This is a genomic window from Glutamicibacter sp. NPDC087673 (assembly GCF_044743255.1).
Lineage (GTDB): Bacteria > Actinomycetota > Actinomycetes > Actinomycetales > Micrococcaceae > Glutamicibacter.
On the sequence record NZ_JBIUWB010000001.1, the window covers coordinates 685,466 to 704,049 of the forward strand.

The 18,584-nt window shown below is 63.2% G+C and carries 16 protein-coding genes; 5 read left to right on the plus strand and 11 right to left on the minus strand.

All coding sequences use genetic code 11. From position 1 onward, the window contains the following. The first annotated feature begins 81 nt into the window (after window positions 1–81). Window positions 82–738 (plus strand): class I SAM-dependent methyltransferase, encoded by a 657-nt coding sequence (locus ACIOTL_RS03220; RefSeq protein WP_400341773.1) that lies wholly within the window; start codon window positions 82–84, stop codon window positions 736–738. A 65-nt stretch (window positions 739–803) separates the two neighbouring features. On the opposite strand, the gene ACIOTL_RS03225 is transcribed toward ACIOTL_RS03220, so the two are convergent. Genes ACIOTL_RS03225 through ACIOTL_RS03245 form a run of 5 tightly spaced genes read right to left on the minus strand, consistent with a single transcriptional unit; the run spans window position 804 to window position 7,247 of the window. Beyond that, window positions 804–2,288 (minus strand): rhamnulokinase family protein, encoded by a 1,485-nt coding sequence (locus ACIOTL_RS03225; RefSeq protein WP_332730803.1) that lies wholly within the window; start codon window positions 2,286–2,288, stop codon window positions 804–806. Next, complete coding sequence (locus ACIOTL_RS03230) at window positions 2,285–4,336, minus strand: bifunctional aldolase/short-chain dehydrogenase (protein WP_133833975.1); 2,052 nt, start codon at window positions 4,334–4,336, stop codon at window positions 2,285–2,287. The genes ACIOTL_RS03225 and ACIOTL_RS03230 overlap by 4 nt, the downstream gene beginning before the upstream one ends. Before the next feature lie 47 nt (window positions 4,337–4,383). Continuing rightward, the gene (locus ACIOTL_RS03235; protein ID WP_332730802.1) at window positions 4,384–5,691 is read right to left on the minus strand and encodes an MFS transporter; all 1,308 of its coding nucleotides are present in this window, start codon (window positions 5,689–5,691) and stop codon (window positions 4,384–4,386) included. Between the two features lie 2 nt (window positions 5,692–5,693). Next, window positions 5,694–6,866, minus strand: a complete 1,173-nt coding sequence (gene rhaI, locus ACIOTL_RS03240; protein ID WP_400341774.1) for an L-rhamnose isomerase — start codon at window positions 6,864–6,866, stop codon at window positions 5,694–5,696. A 33-nt stretch (window positions 6,867–6,899) separates the two neighbouring features. Continuing rightward, window positions 6,900–7,247, minus strand: coding sequence for an L-rhamnose mutarotase (locus ACIOTL_RS03245; RefSeq protein WP_105656501.1), 348 nt, complete (start codon window positions 7,245–7,247; stop codon window positions 6,900–6,902). 251 nt (window positions 7,248–7,498) lie between these two features. On the opposite strand from ACIOTL_RS03245, the gene ACIOTL_RS03250 reads away from it, so the two are divergent. Beyond that, window positions 7,499–8,521 (plus strand): LacI family DNA-binding transcriptional regulator, encoded by a 1,023-nt coding sequence (locus tag ACIOTL_RS03250; protein ID WP_400341775.1) that lies wholly within the window; start codon window positions 7,499–7,501, stop codon window positions 8,519–8,521. Window positions 8,522–8,619: 98 nt separating this feature from the next. Continuing rightward, window positions 8,620–8,772 (plus strand): hypothetical protein, encoded by a 153-nt coding sequence (locus ACIOTL_RS03255; RefSeq protein ID WP_166650735.1) that lies wholly within the window; start codon window positions 8,620–8,622, stop codon window positions 8,770–8,772. 99 nt (window positions 8,773–8,871) lie between these two features. On the opposite strand, the gene ACIOTL_RS03260 is transcribed toward ACIOTL_RS03255, so the two are convergent. Further along, entirely contained in the window at window positions 8,872–10,656 is a 1,785-nt protein-coding gene (locus ACIOTL_RS03260; RefSeq protein ID WP_400341776.1) for a plasmid pRiA4b ORF-3 family protein, read from the minus strand. A 32-nt stretch (window positions 10,657–10,688) separates the two neighbouring features. Then, window positions 10,689–10,871, minus strand: coding sequence for a hypothetical protein (locus tag ACIOTL_RS03265; protein WP_400341778.1), 183 nt, complete (start codon window positions 10,869–10,871; stop codon window positions 10,689–10,691). Here ACIOTL_RS03265 and ACIOTL_RS03270 point away from each other — a divergent pair. Together ACIOTL_RS03270 and ACIOTL_RS03275 are read left to right on the plus strand one after the other, a co-directional pair. Then, entirely contained in the window at window positions 10,870–11,568 is a 699-nt protein-coding gene (locus ACIOTL_RS03270) for a maleylpyruvate isomerase family mycothiol-dependent enzyme (RefSeq protein ID WP_134779050.1), read from the plus strand. The genes ACIOTL_RS03265 and ACIOTL_RS03270 overlap by 2 nt on opposite strands. 93 nt (window positions 11,569–11,661) lie before the next feature. Next, window positions 11,662–12,717, plus strand: a complete 1,056-nt coding sequence (locus ACIOTL_RS03275) for a CobW family GTP-binding protein (protein WP_400341779.1) — start codon at window positions 11,662–11,664, stop codon at window positions 12,715–12,717. Window positions 12,718–13,176: 459 nt separating this feature from the next. Here ACIOTL_RS03275 and ACIOTL_RS03280 read toward each other — a convergent pair whose 3' ends face one another. The 4 genes from ACIOTL_RS03280 to ACIOTL_RS03295 form a co-directional block, all read right to left on the minus strand. Next, window positions 13,177–14,013 (minus strand): bifunctional allantoicase/(S)-ureidoglycine aminohydrolase, encoded by an 837-nt coding sequence (locus ACIOTL_RS03280; protein WP_105656506.1) that lies wholly within the window; start codon window positions 14,011–14,013, stop codon window positions 13,177–13,179. A 10-nt stretch (window positions 14,014–14,023) separates the two neighbouring features. Next, on the minus strand, window positions 14,024–15,277 hold the full coding sequence (locus ACIOTL_RS03285) for a DUF6986 family protein (protein WP_105656507.1): 1,254 nt from the start codon (window positions 15,275–15,277) through the stop codon (window positions 14,024–14,026). Further along, on the minus strand, window positions 15,274–16,905 hold the full coding sequence (gene aceB, locus ACIOTL_RS03290) for a malate synthase A (protein WP_400289798.1): 1,632 nt from the start codon (window positions 16,903–16,905) through the stop codon (window positions 15,274–15,276). The genes ACIOTL_RS03285 and aceB overlap by 4 nt, the downstream gene beginning before the upstream one ends. A gap of 79 nt (window positions 16,906–16,984) precedes the next feature. Beyond that, complete coding sequence (locus tag ACIOTL_RS03295; RefSeq protein ID WP_332486400.1) at window positions 16,985–18,370, minus strand: NAD-dependent malic enzyme; 1,386 nt, start codon at window positions 18,368–18,370, stop codon at window positions 16,985–16,987. Between the last annotated feature and the right edge of the window lie 214 nt (window positions 18,371–18,584).

The window sequence follows — 18,584 nt, forward strand, 5'->3', positions numbered from 1 at the left end:
GCGCAAAACTGATCGCGCATGGGGTCGATCGTCAGTAGGGTCGATAACAACGGCCTTACTGACGAATGGGGAACAACGAAAATGAGCCAACACCACGAACACCACACCAAAGAACATGATGATGTCGCCTTCTGGGAGAACCACTACGGCCAGTCCGAGCGGGTCTGGTCAGGCAAGGTCAACCAGGTCATCGAGAACCTTGTCGCCCCGCTGGCCCCCGGCACGTCGCTGGATATCGGCTGCGGGGAGGGAGGCGATGCGCTGTGGCTGGCCACCCATGGCTGGAAGGCTACCGGGGTCGACATCTCGCCCACCGCGGTGAAGCGCGCGCAGGAAGAAGCGGCCAAGCACGGTCTGGACGCGGGGCAGACCCGCTTCATCGCCTCGGATCTGGCTGCGTGGAATACCGGGGAAACCTTCGACCTGGTGACCTTGAGCTTCTTCCAGGCACCCTTTGAATTCCCTCGCGCCAGCTTCCTGCGCAAGGCAGCGACCCTGGTCGCACCCGGCGGCCACCTGCTGGCCCTGTCCCATGCATCGATGCCGTCCTTCGCCAGCAAGCCCGATCACCAGATGCCCGTGTTCCCCAGCCCCGAAAAGGAACTGGAAGCTTTGGCTCTGGATCCGGCGCAGTGGGAGGTGCTGTGCGCCGAGGTCCGCGAACGCACCATCATCGGTCCCGATGGCAATCCGGCGACCCTGGAGGATGCCGTGGTATTCGTGCAGCGCAAGGTGTAAAAAGTTCGACCCTCCAGCCCCATCGGGCTGGAGGGTCAACGACGGCCTAGATATCCCACACGGATCTAGGCCAGCTTCAGGGCCTGCGACGGGGCGTAGGCGCCTAGCGGCACCGAGTCGCGCACCACGTCGCGCAGGTTCAATGCATCACCGCCCGCAGGCATAGCCGCTTGCAACTGCACGAGCACGTTGCCCAGGGCGGTGCATTCCACGGGTCCGGAAATGACCGGCACGCGCGCATGGTCTGCAGTGCGCTGGCACAGCAGCTGGCCTTGCGAGCCGCCTCCGACAATATGGATGTTCTCCAGCTCGAATCCACCCAACCGCGCGGCTTCTGCAGCTTGGCGGGCGAAACTCTGAGCCAGCGACTCGACGACCACCCTGATCACTTCGGCAGGTGAGCACGGGCGCTGCCCGCCGGCGGCTTCCACCGCATCGCAGATGCGCTGGGCCATCTGGCCAGGAGCCAGGAACCGCTCGCTTTGAGGATCGATCAGCACCTGCGGAACAGGCAATTCCGCGGCCTCGGCAAGGAGCTGCTCCAAGCTGGTTTCTTCCCTTCCGGCGGCTTCCGCGTCGTCGTTCCATTGGCGGATCGACTCGCTGAGCAGAAAGGTTCCGGCGACGTTCTTCAGGAACCGGACACTGGAATCCAGCCCCAGCTCGTTGGTGAATCCCGCTTGATGCGCTTGCTCGGTGAGTACCGGGCGGTCCAGCTCCACACCAACCAATCCCCACGTTCCGCAAGAGATATAGGCGGATTGCCCGCTGGAGAGCGGGGTCGCGACCACTGCGCTGGCCGTGTCATGGGAAGCGACCGCCACTACCTGGACTTCGTGGCTGGCTCCGAATTCCGCAGCCAGCTCGGGCAGCAGTGCGCCCACCGGCTGGCCAGGGTGCACTAGCTGCGCGAGCTTTCCCGAAAGCCCCAGTTCAGCAACCAGATCCTCGTCCCATGTACCGGTGCTGTGGTTCAGCAACCCGGTAGTGGAAGCGTTCGTCCACTCGCTGCGCCGATGCCCTGTGAGCATCCAGTTGAAATAGTCGGGAACCAGCAGCAGCGCCTCGGCGTCCGCCAACCGGTTTTCCAACTTCTCGGCTTGCAACTGGTACACGGTGTTGAACGGAAGGAATTGCAGCCCATTGCGTGCAAACAACTCGCGCCGGCTGAATTTCTGTTCCAGCGCAGCAACCGCGCGCTCATTGCGCGGATCCCGGTAATGCCGCACTTCTCCCAGGCGCTTGCCGTCCTTGAGCAACGCATAGTCCACCGCCCAGGAGTCCACCCCGATGCTGGCGATATCCCCGCGCTGCGCGAAAGCCAGCGAGAGGCCGTGGCGAATTTGCGCCCAGAGCTCATCGATATCCCAGGCCAGCGCTTCTTGCCGCGCCCCTGGTTCCAGGCTCGACAGCGGAACCGGTCCGTTGGCGAAACGGTGGACGGCAGTGAGCTGGAGCTTCCCGTCCACCATCTGGCCGATCATGACACGTCCGCTGGTGGCGCCGAGGTCGATAGCTGCGACCGGCGCGCTCTCTGCTTGCTTGCTCATCGCAGGAAGGCTGCCGCCACTCCGGAATCCACCGGAATGTGCAATCCGGTGGTCCGGGTCAGTTCCGGCCCGGTCAGCACGAACACGGCATCGGCAATGTTCTCCGGGATGACCTCGCGCTTCAGGATCGTGCGGTTTGCGTAGAACTGCCCCAGATCCTCCTCTGCCACGCCATAGGTCGCCGCACGCTGGGCACCCCAGCCGGAGGCGAAGATCCCGGAGCCGCGCACTACGCCATCGGGGTTGATGCCGTTCACGCGCACGCCATGCTCGCCCAATTCTACGGCCAGCAAGCGCACCTGATGCGCCTGGTCGGCCTTCGTGGCCGAGTAGGCAATATTGTTCGGACCTGCGAAGACCGAGTTCTTGGAGGAAATGTAGATGATATCGCCGCCGAGCTTCTGCTCGATCAGCACCTTGGCCGCGGCCTTGGAAACCAGGAACGATCCCTTGGCCATCACATCATGCTGCAGGTCCCAGTCGGCCTCGGTGGTTTCCAGCAAGGGCTTTGAAAGCGAGAGGCCCGCGTTGTTCACCACCAGGTCCAATCCGCCAAATGCCAGCACCGCCTCATCGATGGCACGTTGCACGGCGTGCGCATCGGCCACGTTGGCGGCGACGCCAACGGCCACATCTGCTGTACCCAGCTCCGCCGCGGCGGCCTGCGCCTTGTCCAGGTCCAGGTCTGCGATGACCACGCAGGCTCCCTCGGCTGCCAGCCGCTGCGCCACGGCCTTGCCGATGCCCGACGCGGCACCGGTGACCAGGGCGATGCGCCCGGCATGGGATTTGGGCTTGGGCATGCGCTGCAGCTTGGCTTCCTCCAGCGCCCAGTATTCAATGCGGAACTTCTCGGCATCGGAAATCGGCGTATAGCTGGAGACCGCTTCGGCGCCGCGCATGACGTTGATGGCATTGAGGTAGAACTCGCCAGCGACCCGTGCGGTCTGCTTATTCGCCCCATAGGAGAACATGCCGACGCCCGGGACCAGCACGATCAGCGGGTCGGCCCCGCGCATCGCCGGAGAGTCCAGGTCCTTGTGGGCCTCGTAGTAGGCCTGGTAGTCAGCACGGTACTGCGCATGCAGTTCTTCCAGGCGAGCGATCTGCTCCGATACGCCTGCGGTAGCGGGAAGATCCAGCACCATCGGCTTGATCTTGGTGCGCAGGAAGTGGTCCGGGCAGCTGGTGCCCAGGGCCGCCAGCTGCGCCAGCTTCTGGCGCGAGAGGAAATCCAGGACTCGCTGATCATCGCTGAAGTGCCCCACCATGGGCTTGTCGGTGCTGGCCAGGCCGCGGATGCTCGGGGCCAATGCGGCGGCGCGGGTCCGGCGCTCCTCCTCGTCCAGCGGCTCGAATCCGGGAACCACAGGACCGAAGGGCTCCGGTGCGCCGTGCTCGTCAAGGTAGGCAGCGGCGGTGTCGATGATCCACAGCGAGTTGGACTCGGATTCCTGGGAGGTATCTCCCCAGGCGGTGATGCCATGGCCGCCGAGGATGCAGCCCACGGCCTGCGGATTGGCGTCCTTGATCGCGGCAATATCCAGTCCCAGCTGGAATCCGGGGCGGCGCCAGTCAACCCAAGCCACCTTGTCGCCGAAGATCCTTGCGGTCAGCTCCCGGCCGTCCTTGGCAGTGGCAATGGCAATGCCGGAGTCCGGGTGCAAGTGGTCGACGTGGTTTGCGTTGACCAGCCCATGCATTGCGGTATCAATGGATGGCGCGGCGCCTCCCTTGCCGTGCAGGCAGTAATCGAAGGCCGCGACCATCTCGTCTTCGCGCTCCACGCCCGGGTAGGCGTCCACCAGCGAGCGCATGCGGTCCAGGCGCAGGGTCGACAGCCCCTTTTCGGTCAACGTGCCGAGGTCCCCGCCCGATCCCTTGACCCAGAGCAGCTCAATTTGCTCACCGGTGACCGGGTCTTTCGCGGTGCCCTTGGCCGAGGTGTTTCCACCGGCGTAGTTGGTGTTCTTCTTGTCTGCACCCAACCGGTTGGATCGTTGAATCAGTTCCTGTGCGGTGGTGCGTGTCGCGATGGTGTTGCTCATGGTGTTCTTGTCTTCCGACTCGTTAGTGTGCATGGGGGCAGTGGTTCTCAGGCGTCGACTTTGGTGGCCCTGGTTTCATATCCATAGCGCTCCAGTTCGATCTCTTCCAGCGACTTGCCGCGCGTTTCCGGCGCCCAAATGGTGCCGATCAGCAACGCGACGACCAGCAGGCCGATGATCAGCAGGCCAAGCTTTTCCAAGCCCAGGTTGGTGAGCAGTACCGGGAACACCAACGAGAGCAGGCCGACAAGCACCCGGGCAAGCATGAACAGCACGCCCTGTGCACTGGCGCGGTAGCGCGTGGCGAAGAGCTCCGCGGTCCATAGCCCGTAGAAAGCCTGCGCGCCGATACCCGCCGAGATGCCCCAGGCCACTGCGTAGAACAGCAGGGAGAAGGCACCTGGAGGAGCGAAGATCAGCACGGTCCAGGCCGCAACACCCAGCAGGGCGCCACCGAAGTAGAGCCAACGCCGCGAGACCTGGTCTCCGTATTTCATGAATCCGAAATAGGTTGCGGCGGCGGTCAGCACCCAGACCAGCACCTGGAGCAGGTTCTGCTGGGTAGCGGATTCAACGCCAGCGGCAGCATAGACGCGAGGCTGGAAAATGCCAGCCTGCCCTGCCACGGTATTCCATAGCCCATAGACGCCGAGCAGGAAGAAGAGCGCGCTCCAGTTGCGGCGGTCGGCCAGCAGCCCGCGCATGCCGGAGAAGAACGAGGCTTTCACGCCAGCAGCCGTTTCCGCGGCACGTTGCTCCTTCCACCTCCTGGACTCGGGCAATCCGCGGCGGACCCACCAAGTGACAGCGGCGATCAGGAAAAGATGGAAGAAGATTGCCCGGGAGCCGTTCACGCCCCAAGGCTCAACCAGGATCGCCAGCGCGAAACCGATGGCTGGGCCAATCGACCACGCCAGCTGAGCGGTGCCCACGTGCGCAGCACGCGATTCCTGCGGAGCCTCCTCGGCAATGTAGGTCCAGGAGGCTGGAACGCCTGCGCCCACGGCAATGCCCATGAGGACCACGCCGATGATCAGCAGGCTCGTACCGGAGGAGAAGGTGATCATCAGGGCGCCGACCATGAACACGATCAGGTCGTAGGTATAGATGAACTTGCGGCCCAGACGGTCGCAGAGCGGTCCGCCGATCAGTGCACCCAGGGCCGCGCCGAACGCGTTGGCCGACACGGCAGCGATGACACCGACCAGCGCGTCGTCGAATCCGAACGCGCCCTGCCACAGGCTGAGGCTGGTGGCCAGCGCAATGATGGCTCCGGCTTCTATGTAATTGCTCATGGCTACGGCAATGGTGGCTTTCCACCCGGAGATGCCGCGCTTCTTTGCTGCGGTGCTCATGATCAGGCTCCCCATCCTGCTTGCACGCCACCAGCGCGCGATGCTTCGATTCGGCTCTGGTAATCGGAGGCGCGGAAGGCCTGCATCGGATCGGCTGGCAGGCCGCGCGTTGCGCGCCATGCTTCCAGGTCGGCCCGCACGTCGGTGTAGAAGGCATCCATGAAGATCTCGTTGGCGGCCAGGACATCACCGGAAATCTGTGCTTCAGTCAGCGCTACGCGGTCGATCAGCAACGCCCGGGCCGTCATTTCCTGCACGTTCTGGACGCTTCTGATCTGGCCCAGGATCTTGTTCTCCACGTTGTGGCACTGATCGAGCATGAAGGCCACAGGCGTGTCCTGGTCCAGTCCGCCACCGCGGATCACCTCGGCCATGATGCGGAACAGCTGATACGGGTCTGCCGAGCCAACGATCAAGTCGTCATCCGCGTAGAAGCGGGAATTGAAGTCGAAGGATCCGAGCTTGCCAAGCCGCAGCAGCTGCATCACGATGAACTCGATATTGGTGCCTGGCGCATGGTGCCCGGTGTCCAGGCAAACCATGGCCCGATCCCCCAAGGCCGCAACCTGGGCATAGGACGTTCCCCAGTCGGGCACGTCGGTGTGGTAGAAGGACGGTTCGAAGAACTTGTACTCCAGCACCAGGCGCTGGTCTCCGGAAAGCCGCGCATATATTTCGGCCAGCGAATCGCCTAGCCGGTCCTGGCGCCCTCGCATATCCGCTTGGCCTGGATAGTTCGAGCCCTCTGCCAGCCAGATTTTCAGATCCTGGCTTCCGGTGGCATCCATTACGTCGATGCATTCGAGGTGGTGGTCGATTGCCTTGCGGCGGATCTTCGGATCCTCATGGGTCAAGGCGCCGAACTTGTAATCGTCATCCTGGAAGGTATTCGAATTGATGGTTCCGAGGCTGACGCCCAGGCCTTCTGCATGCTCGCGCAGCACGGTGAAGTCCTCGACCTTGTCCCACGGAATGTGCAGGGCCACCGAGGGAGCCAGTCCGGTCAATCGGTTGACTTCAGCCGCATCGGCGATTTTTTCGAAGGGATCGCGCGGGGTCCCGGGGGTCGAATAGACCTTGAAGCGGGTGCCCGAATTTCCATAGGCCCAGGAAGGGACTTCGATGGCAAGGCGGTCAAGGATTTGCAGGTGCTCAGGGCTCAGCTTCGAGCTCATGGAACTCTCCATTTCTAGTAATTCTGCGGGCTTCTACTGCTGGGATGCGGCAAGTGCGGCCAGCTGGTTTTCGAGATTGAAGACCTCGCGCAGACGCGGCGCTTGCTGATCTGGCCGGCCGCCCAGGCTGAGGAAGAATCGGCTCATTTCCGCTTCCCACGCTGCGGTGCGCGGGTCGGAGTCCAAGGCGGCCTGGGCAGCGCTGTCGTCATCGGTTTCGTAATAGCCGATCAGCAACCCGTCCTCGCGCAGAAAGAGTGAGTAGTTGCGACGCCCGGCTTCTTCGATGGCTTGGAGCATCTGCGGCCACACTTCCCGGTGGCGCGACACATACTCGTCGATCAGGTCGGGATTGACCTGCAATTGAAAGCAAACTCGCATCGTACTACTCTTCCGGACCGCTGGAACTGGGTGGGCAAAACTGTGCGATCCGATTCGTTTTGCACAAAAATGAATCGTTTCAATCACTTCGAAATCGAGTGTAGAGCAGGTCACACTTGAATTGCAAGCGGTCGGTCGAGCGAATGCCGCATTCTTTTGAATCCTTTCAAAAAGCTGTCGGGATTCCAGTTCCCATCCGTGCGCCAGTTATACTCGCAGAAGAACAACTCACCGAAGAACAGGAAAGCTCTGTGGCCGTCAGCGTCAAGGAAGTTGCCGCCGAGGCGGGCGTTTCCGTAGGCACCGTCTCCAACGTGCTCAACCGGCCCCAGGTTGTTTCCGAACACACCGTTTCCAAGGTCACCGCAGCCATCGAGAAGCTCGGCTTTGTCCGCAACCATGCGGCCAGGCAACTGCGTGCCGGCCGCAGCCGGAGCTTCGGGCTCGTCGTCCTCGATGCACGCAACCCGTTCTTCATGGACGTCACCCAGGGCGCCCAGCATCGTGCCCTGGACAACGGCTACACCGTGCTGATGGGAGCCAGCGACAATTCCCTGAGCACCGAACAGCAACTGCTGGATCTCTTCGAAGAGCAACGCGTCGCCGGAGTACTCATCTCCCCCTTGCACAGCGACTTGAGCCGGCTCTGGCGGATCCGCGAAGCGGGCACGCCAGTGGTGCTGGTGGACCGCGGAAGTGGCGACCGCAGCTTTTCATCGGTCTCCGTGGACGATGTGGAAGGCGGAAGAATTGCCGTACGGCACCTGCTGGACATTGGCAGAAAGCGGATCACCTTCGTCGGCGGACCGCAGAGCATCGAACAGGTCCAGCACCGCTTAACGGGAGCCCTATCGGTATTGGCGCAAGCCCCGGATGCCGTGCTGGAGCATATGCCTACCAAGAACCTGACTGTGCTGGAAGGACGGGCGGCCGGAGAGCGTATTCTTGCCATGGATCCTGCACAGCGCCCCGACGGGATCTTTGCGGCCAACGACCTGCTCGCGTTGGGCATCCTGCAGGCTCTGGTGATGTCCGGGGAACTCAGCGTTCCCGAAGATATTGCTCTGGTGGGATACGACAATATCGACTTCGCCGAGTCGGCCGTCATCCCGATTACCACCGTGCGCCAGCCAGCAGAAGAAATCGGGCGAACCGCTGTCGACGTCTTGCTGCGCGAAGCAGAAGCGGGCGATCAAGCGGTCCGCGAGCAATTCGTTTTCACTCCCAAGCTCGTTATCCGTGCATCGACTGTGGCCCCGAGCCAAGCGCGCTGACGATTACCTTAGGGGTTCCTGAAAAGCGGGTTCTGCAGCTTCTGATGCCCGCCGGTTCTTGCTAGGTTGGCATTCCAAGCAACGAGAGGGATGGATTTATGAGCGAGAACAACCCTGAAGCCCGACTGCACAAGGCAGAGGCCGAAGAGCCCGATACCATTTCCGACCCTGCTTTGAATGATGAAGTTGGCCAGGACTGGACCGATGAAGGCGGAGCGACACCGCATGGAGCCGCGCTAGACGACGACTAGGCCAGAGGGCCAACCAGCCGAAAACCAAAAATGCCGGTGGGTTGCCAAGCTTGAAGGCTTGGCAACCCACCGGCATTTTCACTGGCTTGAATCAGCCGCCTAGAACTCGAACTCCAGGTGGGCATTGACTTCGTCCTTGTTGAAATGCCCCGGATCGATCTCGTATTCCTCTTCGTAACCGAGGTTCGAAAGCCAGTCTTGCACTTCCTCGTATTCCGGGGCCGTCGGATCATCGAGAATATCCAGCTTGGCTTCCCAGCCACCGATCCCGCCGCTGTCCTCCATCGGAGCCATGCGCCGGCCGCCGGTGCATCGCGGCAGCTGGCCGCCATCGGCATCCAGGATCTTCTCGACGTCGATGCCCACTTCCCAGTTGTCCCCGAAGTCGTACAGGTAATCCAGGCGGTCTTTTTCCTTCTGCAGCAATGAGGAAACCAGGGTTTCCGCTTCGTTTTTCTGGTAGTCCATGTCGTCAATCTCTGGACCATATGAAGTGCCGCCGAAGCCACCCTCGTAGAAGCTGTGCAGATGCCCGTCGTACCAGTCGAAGCTCGCTTGGATGATGTCGTGCAGGTCGCCAAGGTTCAGGTCCATGGGCACCAGCACGCGACGCCAGATCGGCGGCTTGGCATCCTTGAGGGTCAGCTTCAGCTGCAGCACCTTGCCGGTATACGGTGTTTCGCGCTTCAGGCGTTTCGGCTCGTCATCGTCCGGCCCGAACATCGCGTCGAGATCGGTGTCGTCGAATTCATCCTCATCGAGCAGGTCCTGTTCAACGTCGGTAATCGCCAGGCGGACGATAGTGGGCACCGAGTACGCTTCGCCATCTTCGATAAGGCCAAGTACGCGCAGTTCATGCATGCGCACATGCGCGGTTTCCCATACCTTTGGCGACCATTGATCATCTCGCGGGTCAGCCACGCGATGCGGGTTGCCTTCGATTCCCTCGACGATCCAGAACGCTGCCAGCCCCCAGGCTTCAAGGCTGGCGTCATCGCCGCCTTCCGGCTTTTCCAGCAACGAGTCCAGGCAGGCCTGGATGAAGTAGAAGTTCGGCTCGAAGGAGTCGGCGTCTTCATGCTGCATGATGTCTTCGTACGTCACTCCGCGCTCCGGCTTGCCCTGTTCGGGCAGCTTGATGGCGTTGACCGATTCCAGTGCCGAGAGCACGACCGCAACCATCAGGCCCCTGCGCGATTCGTGGACTTCCGGAGGCAGCTGGTCGGCGAGCGCTATTGCGGCCGTTTCCATGAATTCAGGCGCCGGCAAGCTGGCCCACAGATTCTTGCCCTCGGTGAGGGTCCAAGACAAGGAGGCACGACCCAGCTTGCTGACCGGCATGGCGGCTATTTCTGCCAGGGCCGCTTGAGAGGCCTCGTCAGATGCCATGATCTCGTCAATTTCATCGTTTTCATCGATGCCGTCATCACCGGCGAATGGATCCTGGGCTTCCAGCGACTTCCGGAACCACTCCAGGCTTTCGGCCTCGCGCTCCCACAGACCGGCATCGCGCAAGAACTCGACGTAATCCGCCCAGGCCATATAGATCATGGTTCCCAGCCCATTATCGGCGGCATCGGGATTCTCGGCCTCTTCGAATTCAATCATCGAGCTGAGCACTGCCAGCAGTTTGGGCGGATCAAAATCGGTAACCTTGTCCAGGCCGACGACTTCGGCGTAGATGCCCAGGGTTTCGCGCACTGCGGCAAGGACCATCAGGGCCAGTTCTGGGTCATCGCGGTTCTCGGAGAACCAGCGTACGAACTGCGGCGTGAGCGCGTCCAGGCCGCGCCCCACCTTCACCCGGTCCAGGGAGACGACGCCCTCTTGCAGGCGTGCCGGATGCCCCTGCTTGGGCTTCTGCTTCTTCTTTTTCTTCGCCATCGGACTGCTTTCCTGGTCGTTTGCTTCTCCCCCTAGGCTACGTGGCTGCTGGTTCCTGAAGAAGCATGCCCGGCACGTGTTCTGCTGGACAGCTTCCTGCCGTCGCAGCCAGGCACCGCCAGGGCCCGCACGGCGCGGATATGAATCGAGTCGCTTTCGATATCTATGGCGTAACCCGTACTGCTGGAGCGCCCGCGTTGGTAGGGTGACTTCATGATCAATACTGCTCGTTTGCACTCGGACCTGTCACGACTCAACCGCGAAACCGCGATGATGTCGGCCACGATCGAAACCCTGTCCACCGAAGAAATGGCCGCCGCCTCGCTGTGCGAAGGCTGGAGCCGGGCGCAGGTCATTGCGCACTTGGCCTCCAACGGCCGGAGCCTGGTCAAGCTCATCGACTGGGCCACCAGCGGAGAACCGCAGGAGCTCTACGCCTCGCGCGAGGCCCGCGACGCGGAGATCGACGAGCTGGCGGCCCTGCCGCGCGAGGAACTGGTCAAGAAGTTCCAGGACGCCGCCACATACTTCGCCGAGCAGTGCGAACGGCTCAGCGGCGAACTGGCCGTGGAAGAGGTGGACCTTCACGGCAAGATCATTCCGGCGACCTCCATCGTGGCCCTGCGCATCTCAGAGGTGGTCATCCACCACCATGATCTGGATACCGCGTGGACCATCGAGGAAGCCGATCCGGATTCCCAGGAGAACGCCGTCGAGGCCGCCGTGCGGACCATGCGCGTGAAGAACGCTCCGGGCATGACGCTGGTGACCGAAGAGGGCGACGAATGGGTCATCGGCGATGGCGCGCTGAAGGTGCGCTCGGACCGCGAAGGCTTGATCGAATGGCTGGCCCGCGGCCAGGCCCGGCATATCGAGGCCGATGGCCCGATTCCGGTTTTGCCTTCCTGGTAACCATCTTCTGGCAGGCGTGTCAGCACGCGGCAACGGTTGGCCCTGCAAGGAGAATGGATTCGGCCCGCTTGTCGAAGTGAAAAGGAGCCGGCATTGATCCCTGTCATCGTGCTCACCGGATATCTGGGTGCAGGCAAGACCAGCCTACTCAACCGCTTGCTGACCCGCCCGGGTACCCGCGTCGGGGTCATCATCAACGACATCGGCAAGGTCAACGTGGATACCGGGCTGATCACCGGCCAGATCGATGCGGCCGAATCCATTGCCGGCGGCTGCGTTTGCTGCCTGTCCGATAGCAGCGGCCTGGACGAGCTGCTGGAGAAGCTGGGCCAGCCGAAGCTGCGCCTGGATGCCATCATCGTGGAGGCCAGCGGCGCGGCCGACCCGCTGAACGTGGATCGGCTGCTGCGTTTCGGCAAGGCCCACGGGGTACGCTTCGGCGGCATCATCGACGTGATCGATGCGGTGGAGCATGAGCACACCGTGGATACCGCGGCGATGGCCCCGGCCCGCTTCAGCGCCACCAGCATGGCGGTGGTCAACAAGCTGGACCGCATTGCCCCGGAACACCGCGACGCGGTCCTGGCCAGGATCAGCGGACGGATCCGCGAAATCAACCCGCACGTTGCCATCATCCCGGCGTCGCACGCCGCCATAGACCCCGAGCTGGTCTTCGACATCGCCCTGAACGAAGACCCGATCGACGAGTTGCCGTTGGCGGCTGCCTCCCGCCCGCACCACGACCACGAGCATGCTCCGCACGCCAACGCGGTGACGGTGCGCTGCCCCGAAGCGGCGGATCCGGGTGCCCTCTTGGACCTGCTGGAGCACCCGCCGGTTGCGGCCTACCGGCTCAAGGGGCATGTAAAACTGCGCACCGATCGCGGCACGCAGCGTTTCCTGGTCAATATGGTGGGCCGGCAGATCCATTTCGCGAAAGCAACGGCCCACAGCGATCCGGCCAATGACGCGCTGGTCGCCGTGGGAATGAACTTGGACGAGGAAGCGGTTGGCGCGGCATTAGCGGCCGCCTTGGAACCAGCACGACTTGATCCTTCGCCGGGAAATCTCACCCGTTTGGAACGGCGGTTGATTTTGAGCAGCGATGCAGCAGATGCTCCGGCCAAGGTTGACGCTGAAGAGTTCTAGCTGCTGCGGCACTGATGCCTGCGAGTTGGCAACGAGGGCATCCGCTGCCCCGTCTCGACCTGCAACATCGAGCTGCGTTCGCATCCAGTTCGCGCCCGGTGCATAGGGGCACGTCCCAAACAGGCCAAGCCTTCGGAAATAACTCAAGTACTGCCCGCGACTCCAGTGATGAGTCCCAATTCCAACCCGTCCAACGTTGGACGATTCCGTGCTCCCCGCGATTGCCGGGATGACGCCCGGTATTGCCGATGGTTTCGATGAGCGGTTCCAAGTGATCCTTGGATCTTCACGAAACAGCCCCGGGTCGCCAAAACCGAAGGCCGCATCCCGCGCGACCCTGCCGTCAGCCCACCATGTCCGAGCAAAAGAAACATCACTGGAACATGAAATGGACACGGTGCGCCGATGGCCGGCGGGTCAGCGCGGGGTGCGGCCCCGGCAGTCTCTGGAAATGAACGCTTACAACGCGATCTGGCGGTTCTGGTCCTTGTAGAGCAGGTACCGGAAGTTCTCCGGGCCGCCGGCGTAGCAAGCCTGCGGGCAGAAGGCGCGCAGTGACATGTAGTCCCCGGCTTCGACCTCGACCCAGTCGCCATTCATCCGGTACACGCCCTTGCCTTCAAGCACGTACAGGCCATGCTCCATGACGTGGGTTTCGGCGAACGGGATGGATGCGCCCGGTTCGAAGGTCACGATATTCACGCCGAAGTCGAAGGCCACGTCGTTGGGATCGAGCATGCGGGTGGTGCGCCACTTGCCATCGGTGCCCGGCATCGGGCCAGGTTCGATGTCGCGCTCATTGCCCACCACGGGAGCCGGTGCGGCGACGCCTTCAAGCACTTCGTAGCGCTTGCGCAGCCAGTGGAAGCTGGTGGTCTCGGTGCCGTCATTGCGGGCGGACCACGTAGCGCCGGCTGGCAGGTAGGCGAAGCCGCCGTCCACCAGCACATGTTCGGTGCCCTCGATGAGAAGGGTCAGCTGCCCGGTGAGCACGAAGATGAATCCCTGCACCTGGGCCTGCGGCTCCGGCTTGGTGGCGCCGCCGCCCGGGGCAACTTCCACGATGGCTTGGGAGAAGGTGGTGGCCCCGCCGGCGACCGGGCGGTTGAGCACCCAGGCACGGGTGTTGGTCCACTCGGGGAAGACGCTGGTGACGATGTCGCGCAGCACGCCCTTGGGGATCACGGTATAGGCCTCGGTGACGATGGCCCGGTCGGTGAGCAGATCGCTCTGCGGCGGGTGGCCGCCGAAGTCCGAGTAGTACGACGAGGAGTTCTGGATGGCTGGAACAGTCATGGTGTTGTCCTTAGGCGTGGGAGCGGTTCAAGGCGATCGCCTCGAGTTCGGGCAGGGTGATCTGGGCTAGTTCGGTGACCTCGTCGGCGCTGACCGCACCGCAGGCCACCCCGCGGTGGATGTAGCGGGCCAGGGCCCGTGCGGTGGCCGGCTCGTCCATGATGGCCGAGTTGATCTGGTGGACGTAGTTGCGCAACCGGGTTCCGGCTGCCTGCAGGCCTTCGCGGAAGAAGGCGAAGGTGGCCAGGTAGCGGGTGACCAGCTGATTCTCGTGCATGTCCCAGCCCTGGTAGATGCCGCGGGACAGGTGGCGGGAGACCAGGCGGGCGTGCAGTTCCCAGGCGGCCGCAATGTTCTCCGGGTCGCCAGCCGGGATGATGTTGGTGGAGCCGTCGGACAGTTCCACCCCGGTGCCGGCTACGGCCACCTGCATGACGTCCTTGGCGAAGTCCGCTACCGGGTGCTCCATGGACTGGTATCCGGCGGCCACGCCCAGCGACGCGGAGTAGTCGTAGGTTCCGTAGTGCAGCGAGGATACCCGGCCCTTGCCCGAGGCGATCAGCTGGGCCACCGGATGGGTTCCGTTGGCGGCCAGGATGACCTGCGGGGTTTCCACCTGCACTTCGAAGCGGATGCGTCCGGCTTCCAGCCCGTGGGCTTCTTCCAGCTTCTCGGCCAGGTAGACCATGGACTCGACCTGGGCCACGGTGGTCACCTTGGGCAGGGTCAGGCGCAGGCCCTCGGGCAGCGGACCGTTGGCCAGAAGCCGGGTGATGAACAGGTCCAGGGTGCGGATCCCGCGGGCCCGGGTGGGTGCTTCGAAGCATTTGAAGCGGATGCCGATGCAGGCCGGGGCTTTGCCGGCGGCCACCGCGGCGGATACCGAGTCGGCCGCGGCAAGCACTGCGGCGTCCTCCTCGGCATCCGTGCGGTTGCCGTAGCCGTCCTCGAAATCGAGGCGCAGATCTTCGATGGGTTCGCTTGCCAGCTTCGCGCCAACCAGTTCCGCCAAGCGCTCTGGTTCGGCCAGCTTGAGCTTGGCCGCCAAGGCGGATAGGCCAATCAGTCCTCCGGCAGTGGCTACTGCGTTGTGGCCCCAACGTTCTGGGAGGTCCACGGTGTACTTGTCCCCGGGGACGTACACGGTATGGATCGGCTGGCGGGCTCCGGTATCCCCCGGGTAGGAGGTTTCCAGCAGCCGGTCGGTGGCGGCCAGCTTTGCTTCTACGCTGGCAAGCGTGGACTCATCGAAGGTGTTGCTCATGGCTTGGTCACGTATTCCTTTTCCAAGAGTTCGTAGGCTGGGGTGGTGAGGAAGTCCGCGAAATCCTCGTCCTTGCCGCTCGTCAGTTTCGCGATCAGTTCCGCTGCCGGCTGGTAGTAGGCGTTGAAGTGCTCTTCATTGTCGACCTCCGCGCGCAGGCGTTCAACCTCTTCGGCGAGAATGCCAGCAACCAGTTCGGCGGTGATGGTGTTGCCGGTGTCGGCGGCGACCACCTGGTTGCGGATCTGCTGCCAGATCTGCGAGCGCGAGATCTCCGCGGTGGCGGCGTCTTCCATCAGGTTGTGGATGGCGACCGCGCCGTTGCCCGAGAGCCACACGGCCACGTAGTTCACGGCCACGTAGAGGTTGGCGCGCACGCCGGCCTCGGTGACATCGCCAGGAGCGCTGGCCACGTCCAGCAGCTGGGCCGCGGTGACCTCGACCTCCGGGCGCTGGCGGTCGATCTGGTTCGGCTTCTCGCCGAGCTTCGCGTCGAAAATCTCCTTGCACAGCTCAACCAGGTCCGGGTGGGCGACCCAGGAGCCGTCGAATCCGTCGTTGGCCTCACGGGACTTGTCCTCGCGGACCTTGTCGAAGGCGGCGGCGGTAACTTCTGGTTCGCGGCGGTTCGGGATGAACGCCGCCATGCCGCCCATGGCGAAAGCCCCGCGCTTGTGGCAGGTCTTGACCAGCAGCTCGGTGTAGGCGCGCATCATCGGCGCGGTCATCGATACGGCCGAGCGGTCGGGCATGATGAACGCTTCGCCGGCTTCGCGGAAGGTCTTGATGATGGAGAACAGGTAGTCCCAGCGGCCCGCGTTCAGGCCAGAGGCGTGCTCGCGCAGCTCGTAGAGGAATTCCTCCATCTGGAAGGCGGCCGGGATGGTCTCGATGAGCATGGTGGCGCGCACGGTTCCGTGGGCGATGCCCAGCTCGGCCTGGGCGAAGGTGAAGACCTCGTTCCACAGGCGCGATTCCAGGTAGTGCTCCATCTTCGGCAGGTAGTAGAACGGGCCCTGTCCCGATTCGGCGAGCACCTTGGCATTGTGGAAGAAGTGCAGGCCGAAGTCGACCAGTGCACCGACCGCCGGCTTGCCGTCGATGAGCACATTGTTCTCCGGCAGGTGCCAGCCGCGGGGGCGGACCACCACGACCGCGCGCGGGGCGTCGGTGCGCAGCGCGTAGGACTTGCCGGTTTTCGCATCGGTGAAGGCCAAGGTGCCCCGGGCGGCGGCCGAGAGGTTGGAGATCGCGTCGATGACATTGAACCAGCTCGGGGTGGAAGCATCTTCCAGGTCGGCCAGCCAGACCTTGGCGCCGGAGTTCAGCGCGTTGATGGCCATCTTGGCCGGGGAGGCCGGGCCGGTGATCTCCACGCGGCGGTCGCGCAGCGCCTCTGGGGCTTCGGCGACCTTCCAGTCGCCAGTGCGCACGGATTCGGTCTGCGGATCGAAGTCGATGGACTTGGCATCGGAGAACTGCTGGCGGCGCACGCCGCGTGCGGCCAGCAGCTGATCGCGGGTGCCAGCGAATTTCTGGTGCAGCTTCTCGATGAAGGCCAGCGCTTCGCCCGAGAGGATCTGCTGGGCATCGGCGGCGTCGGGGATGCTGGTGATTTCAATACTCATGGGTTGTTCCTTAACCTCTTGTGCTCTGTTCCAATGAAGGGTGCGTTGACATGCACCCTAAGGTCTTGCTGCGCAGCGCCTACTTGGCGGCGGCTGCGTCCTGCACTGCCATGGCCACATCGGAGGCGACCTGTGGGTCGAATACCGACGGGATGATGAATCCGGGGTTCAGCTCTGATTCGCTGACCCGCGCGGCAATAGCGTCCGCGGCGGCCAGGAGCATGGCGTCGGTGATCTCGGTGACGCCTGCATCCAGCAGCCCGCGGAAGAAACCTGGGAATGCCAGGACGTTGTTGATCTGGTTGGGGAAGTCGCTGCGTCCGGTGGCGACCACCGCCGCGTGGCGGCCGGCCAGTTCCGGGTCCACCTCGGGATCCGGGTTGGCCATGGCGAAGACGATGGCGCGCTCGTTCATGGCGGCGATATCGGCTTCGTCCAGCACGTTCGGGGCCGAGACGCCGATGAAGACATCGGCGCCGGCGATGGCTTCCTTCAGGGTGCCGGTGAAGTTCTGCGGATTGGTGTTTTCCGCCAGCCAGGTGCGGTGCGCATCGGCGTAGGCTTCGTTGCGGGTGATCGCGCCATTGCGTCCGCAGGCGATGATGTTCTGCGCGCCGCGGGCCATGAGCAGCTGGATGATCGCGTTGCCGGCCGCGCCGACCCCGGAGACCACGATGCGCAGGTCCTCGATCTTCTTGTCCACGACCTTCACCGCGTTGAGCAGCGCGGCCAGGGTGACAATTGCGGTGCCGTGCTGGTCGTCGTGGAAGACCGGGATGTCCAGTTCTTCGCGCAGCCGGGCCTCGATTTCGAAGCAGCGCGGGGCGGCGATGTCTTCGAGGTTCACCCCGCCGTAGACCGGTGCCAGCGCCTTGACGATCATGATGATCTCCTCGGTGTCCTGGGTGTCCAGGCAGACCGGCCAGGCATCGACATCGGCGAACTGCTTGAACAGCGCCGCCTTGCCTTCCATGACCGGCAGGGCTGCGGCCGGGCCGATATTGCCCAGCCCCAGCACGGCCGAGCCGTCGGTGACCACGGCGATGGTGTTGCGCTTGACCGTCAGGTTGCGCGCATCGGCAGGGTTCTCGGCGATGGCCATGCAGACGCGGGCGACACCCGGGGTGTAGGCGCGGGAGAGGTCATCGCGGTTGCGCAGGGCGACCTTGGGGGTCACCGAGAGCTTGCCGCCAAGGTGCATCAGGAAGGTGCGGTCCGAGACGTTGCGCACGCTTACGCCATCGAGGTTATCCAGCGCCGCGCGCACGGTCTCGCCGTGGGCCACGTCGGTGGTGTTGCAGGAAACGTCCACCACCATGTGGGTGTGGTTGGACTCGGTGACATCCAGGGCGGTGATGTGCGCGCCGGCCGAACCGACCGCGCCGGCCAGCTCGCTGGTAGCGGTAATCGACGCAGGTGTCTGGACGCGAAGCGTGAGTGAATATCCCGGGCTTGGTGCTGCCATCTGATCCTCCTGTAAAAGTTTCCGTATAGTGGATACTATTATCCTCAAAATGAAAATGCAAGAGTGTTTTGTGGCGCCCGGCACGATTTTTTGCCGAGTTAATATCGGATCGTGGAAGAAAAGCCTGATTCTGCGCTATTCTTGGGACTAGGATTTCGCATCGTAGAAGTAATGCGTAGCCCTCTTCCGAAACCAGTGCCTTTATTAGGAGCAA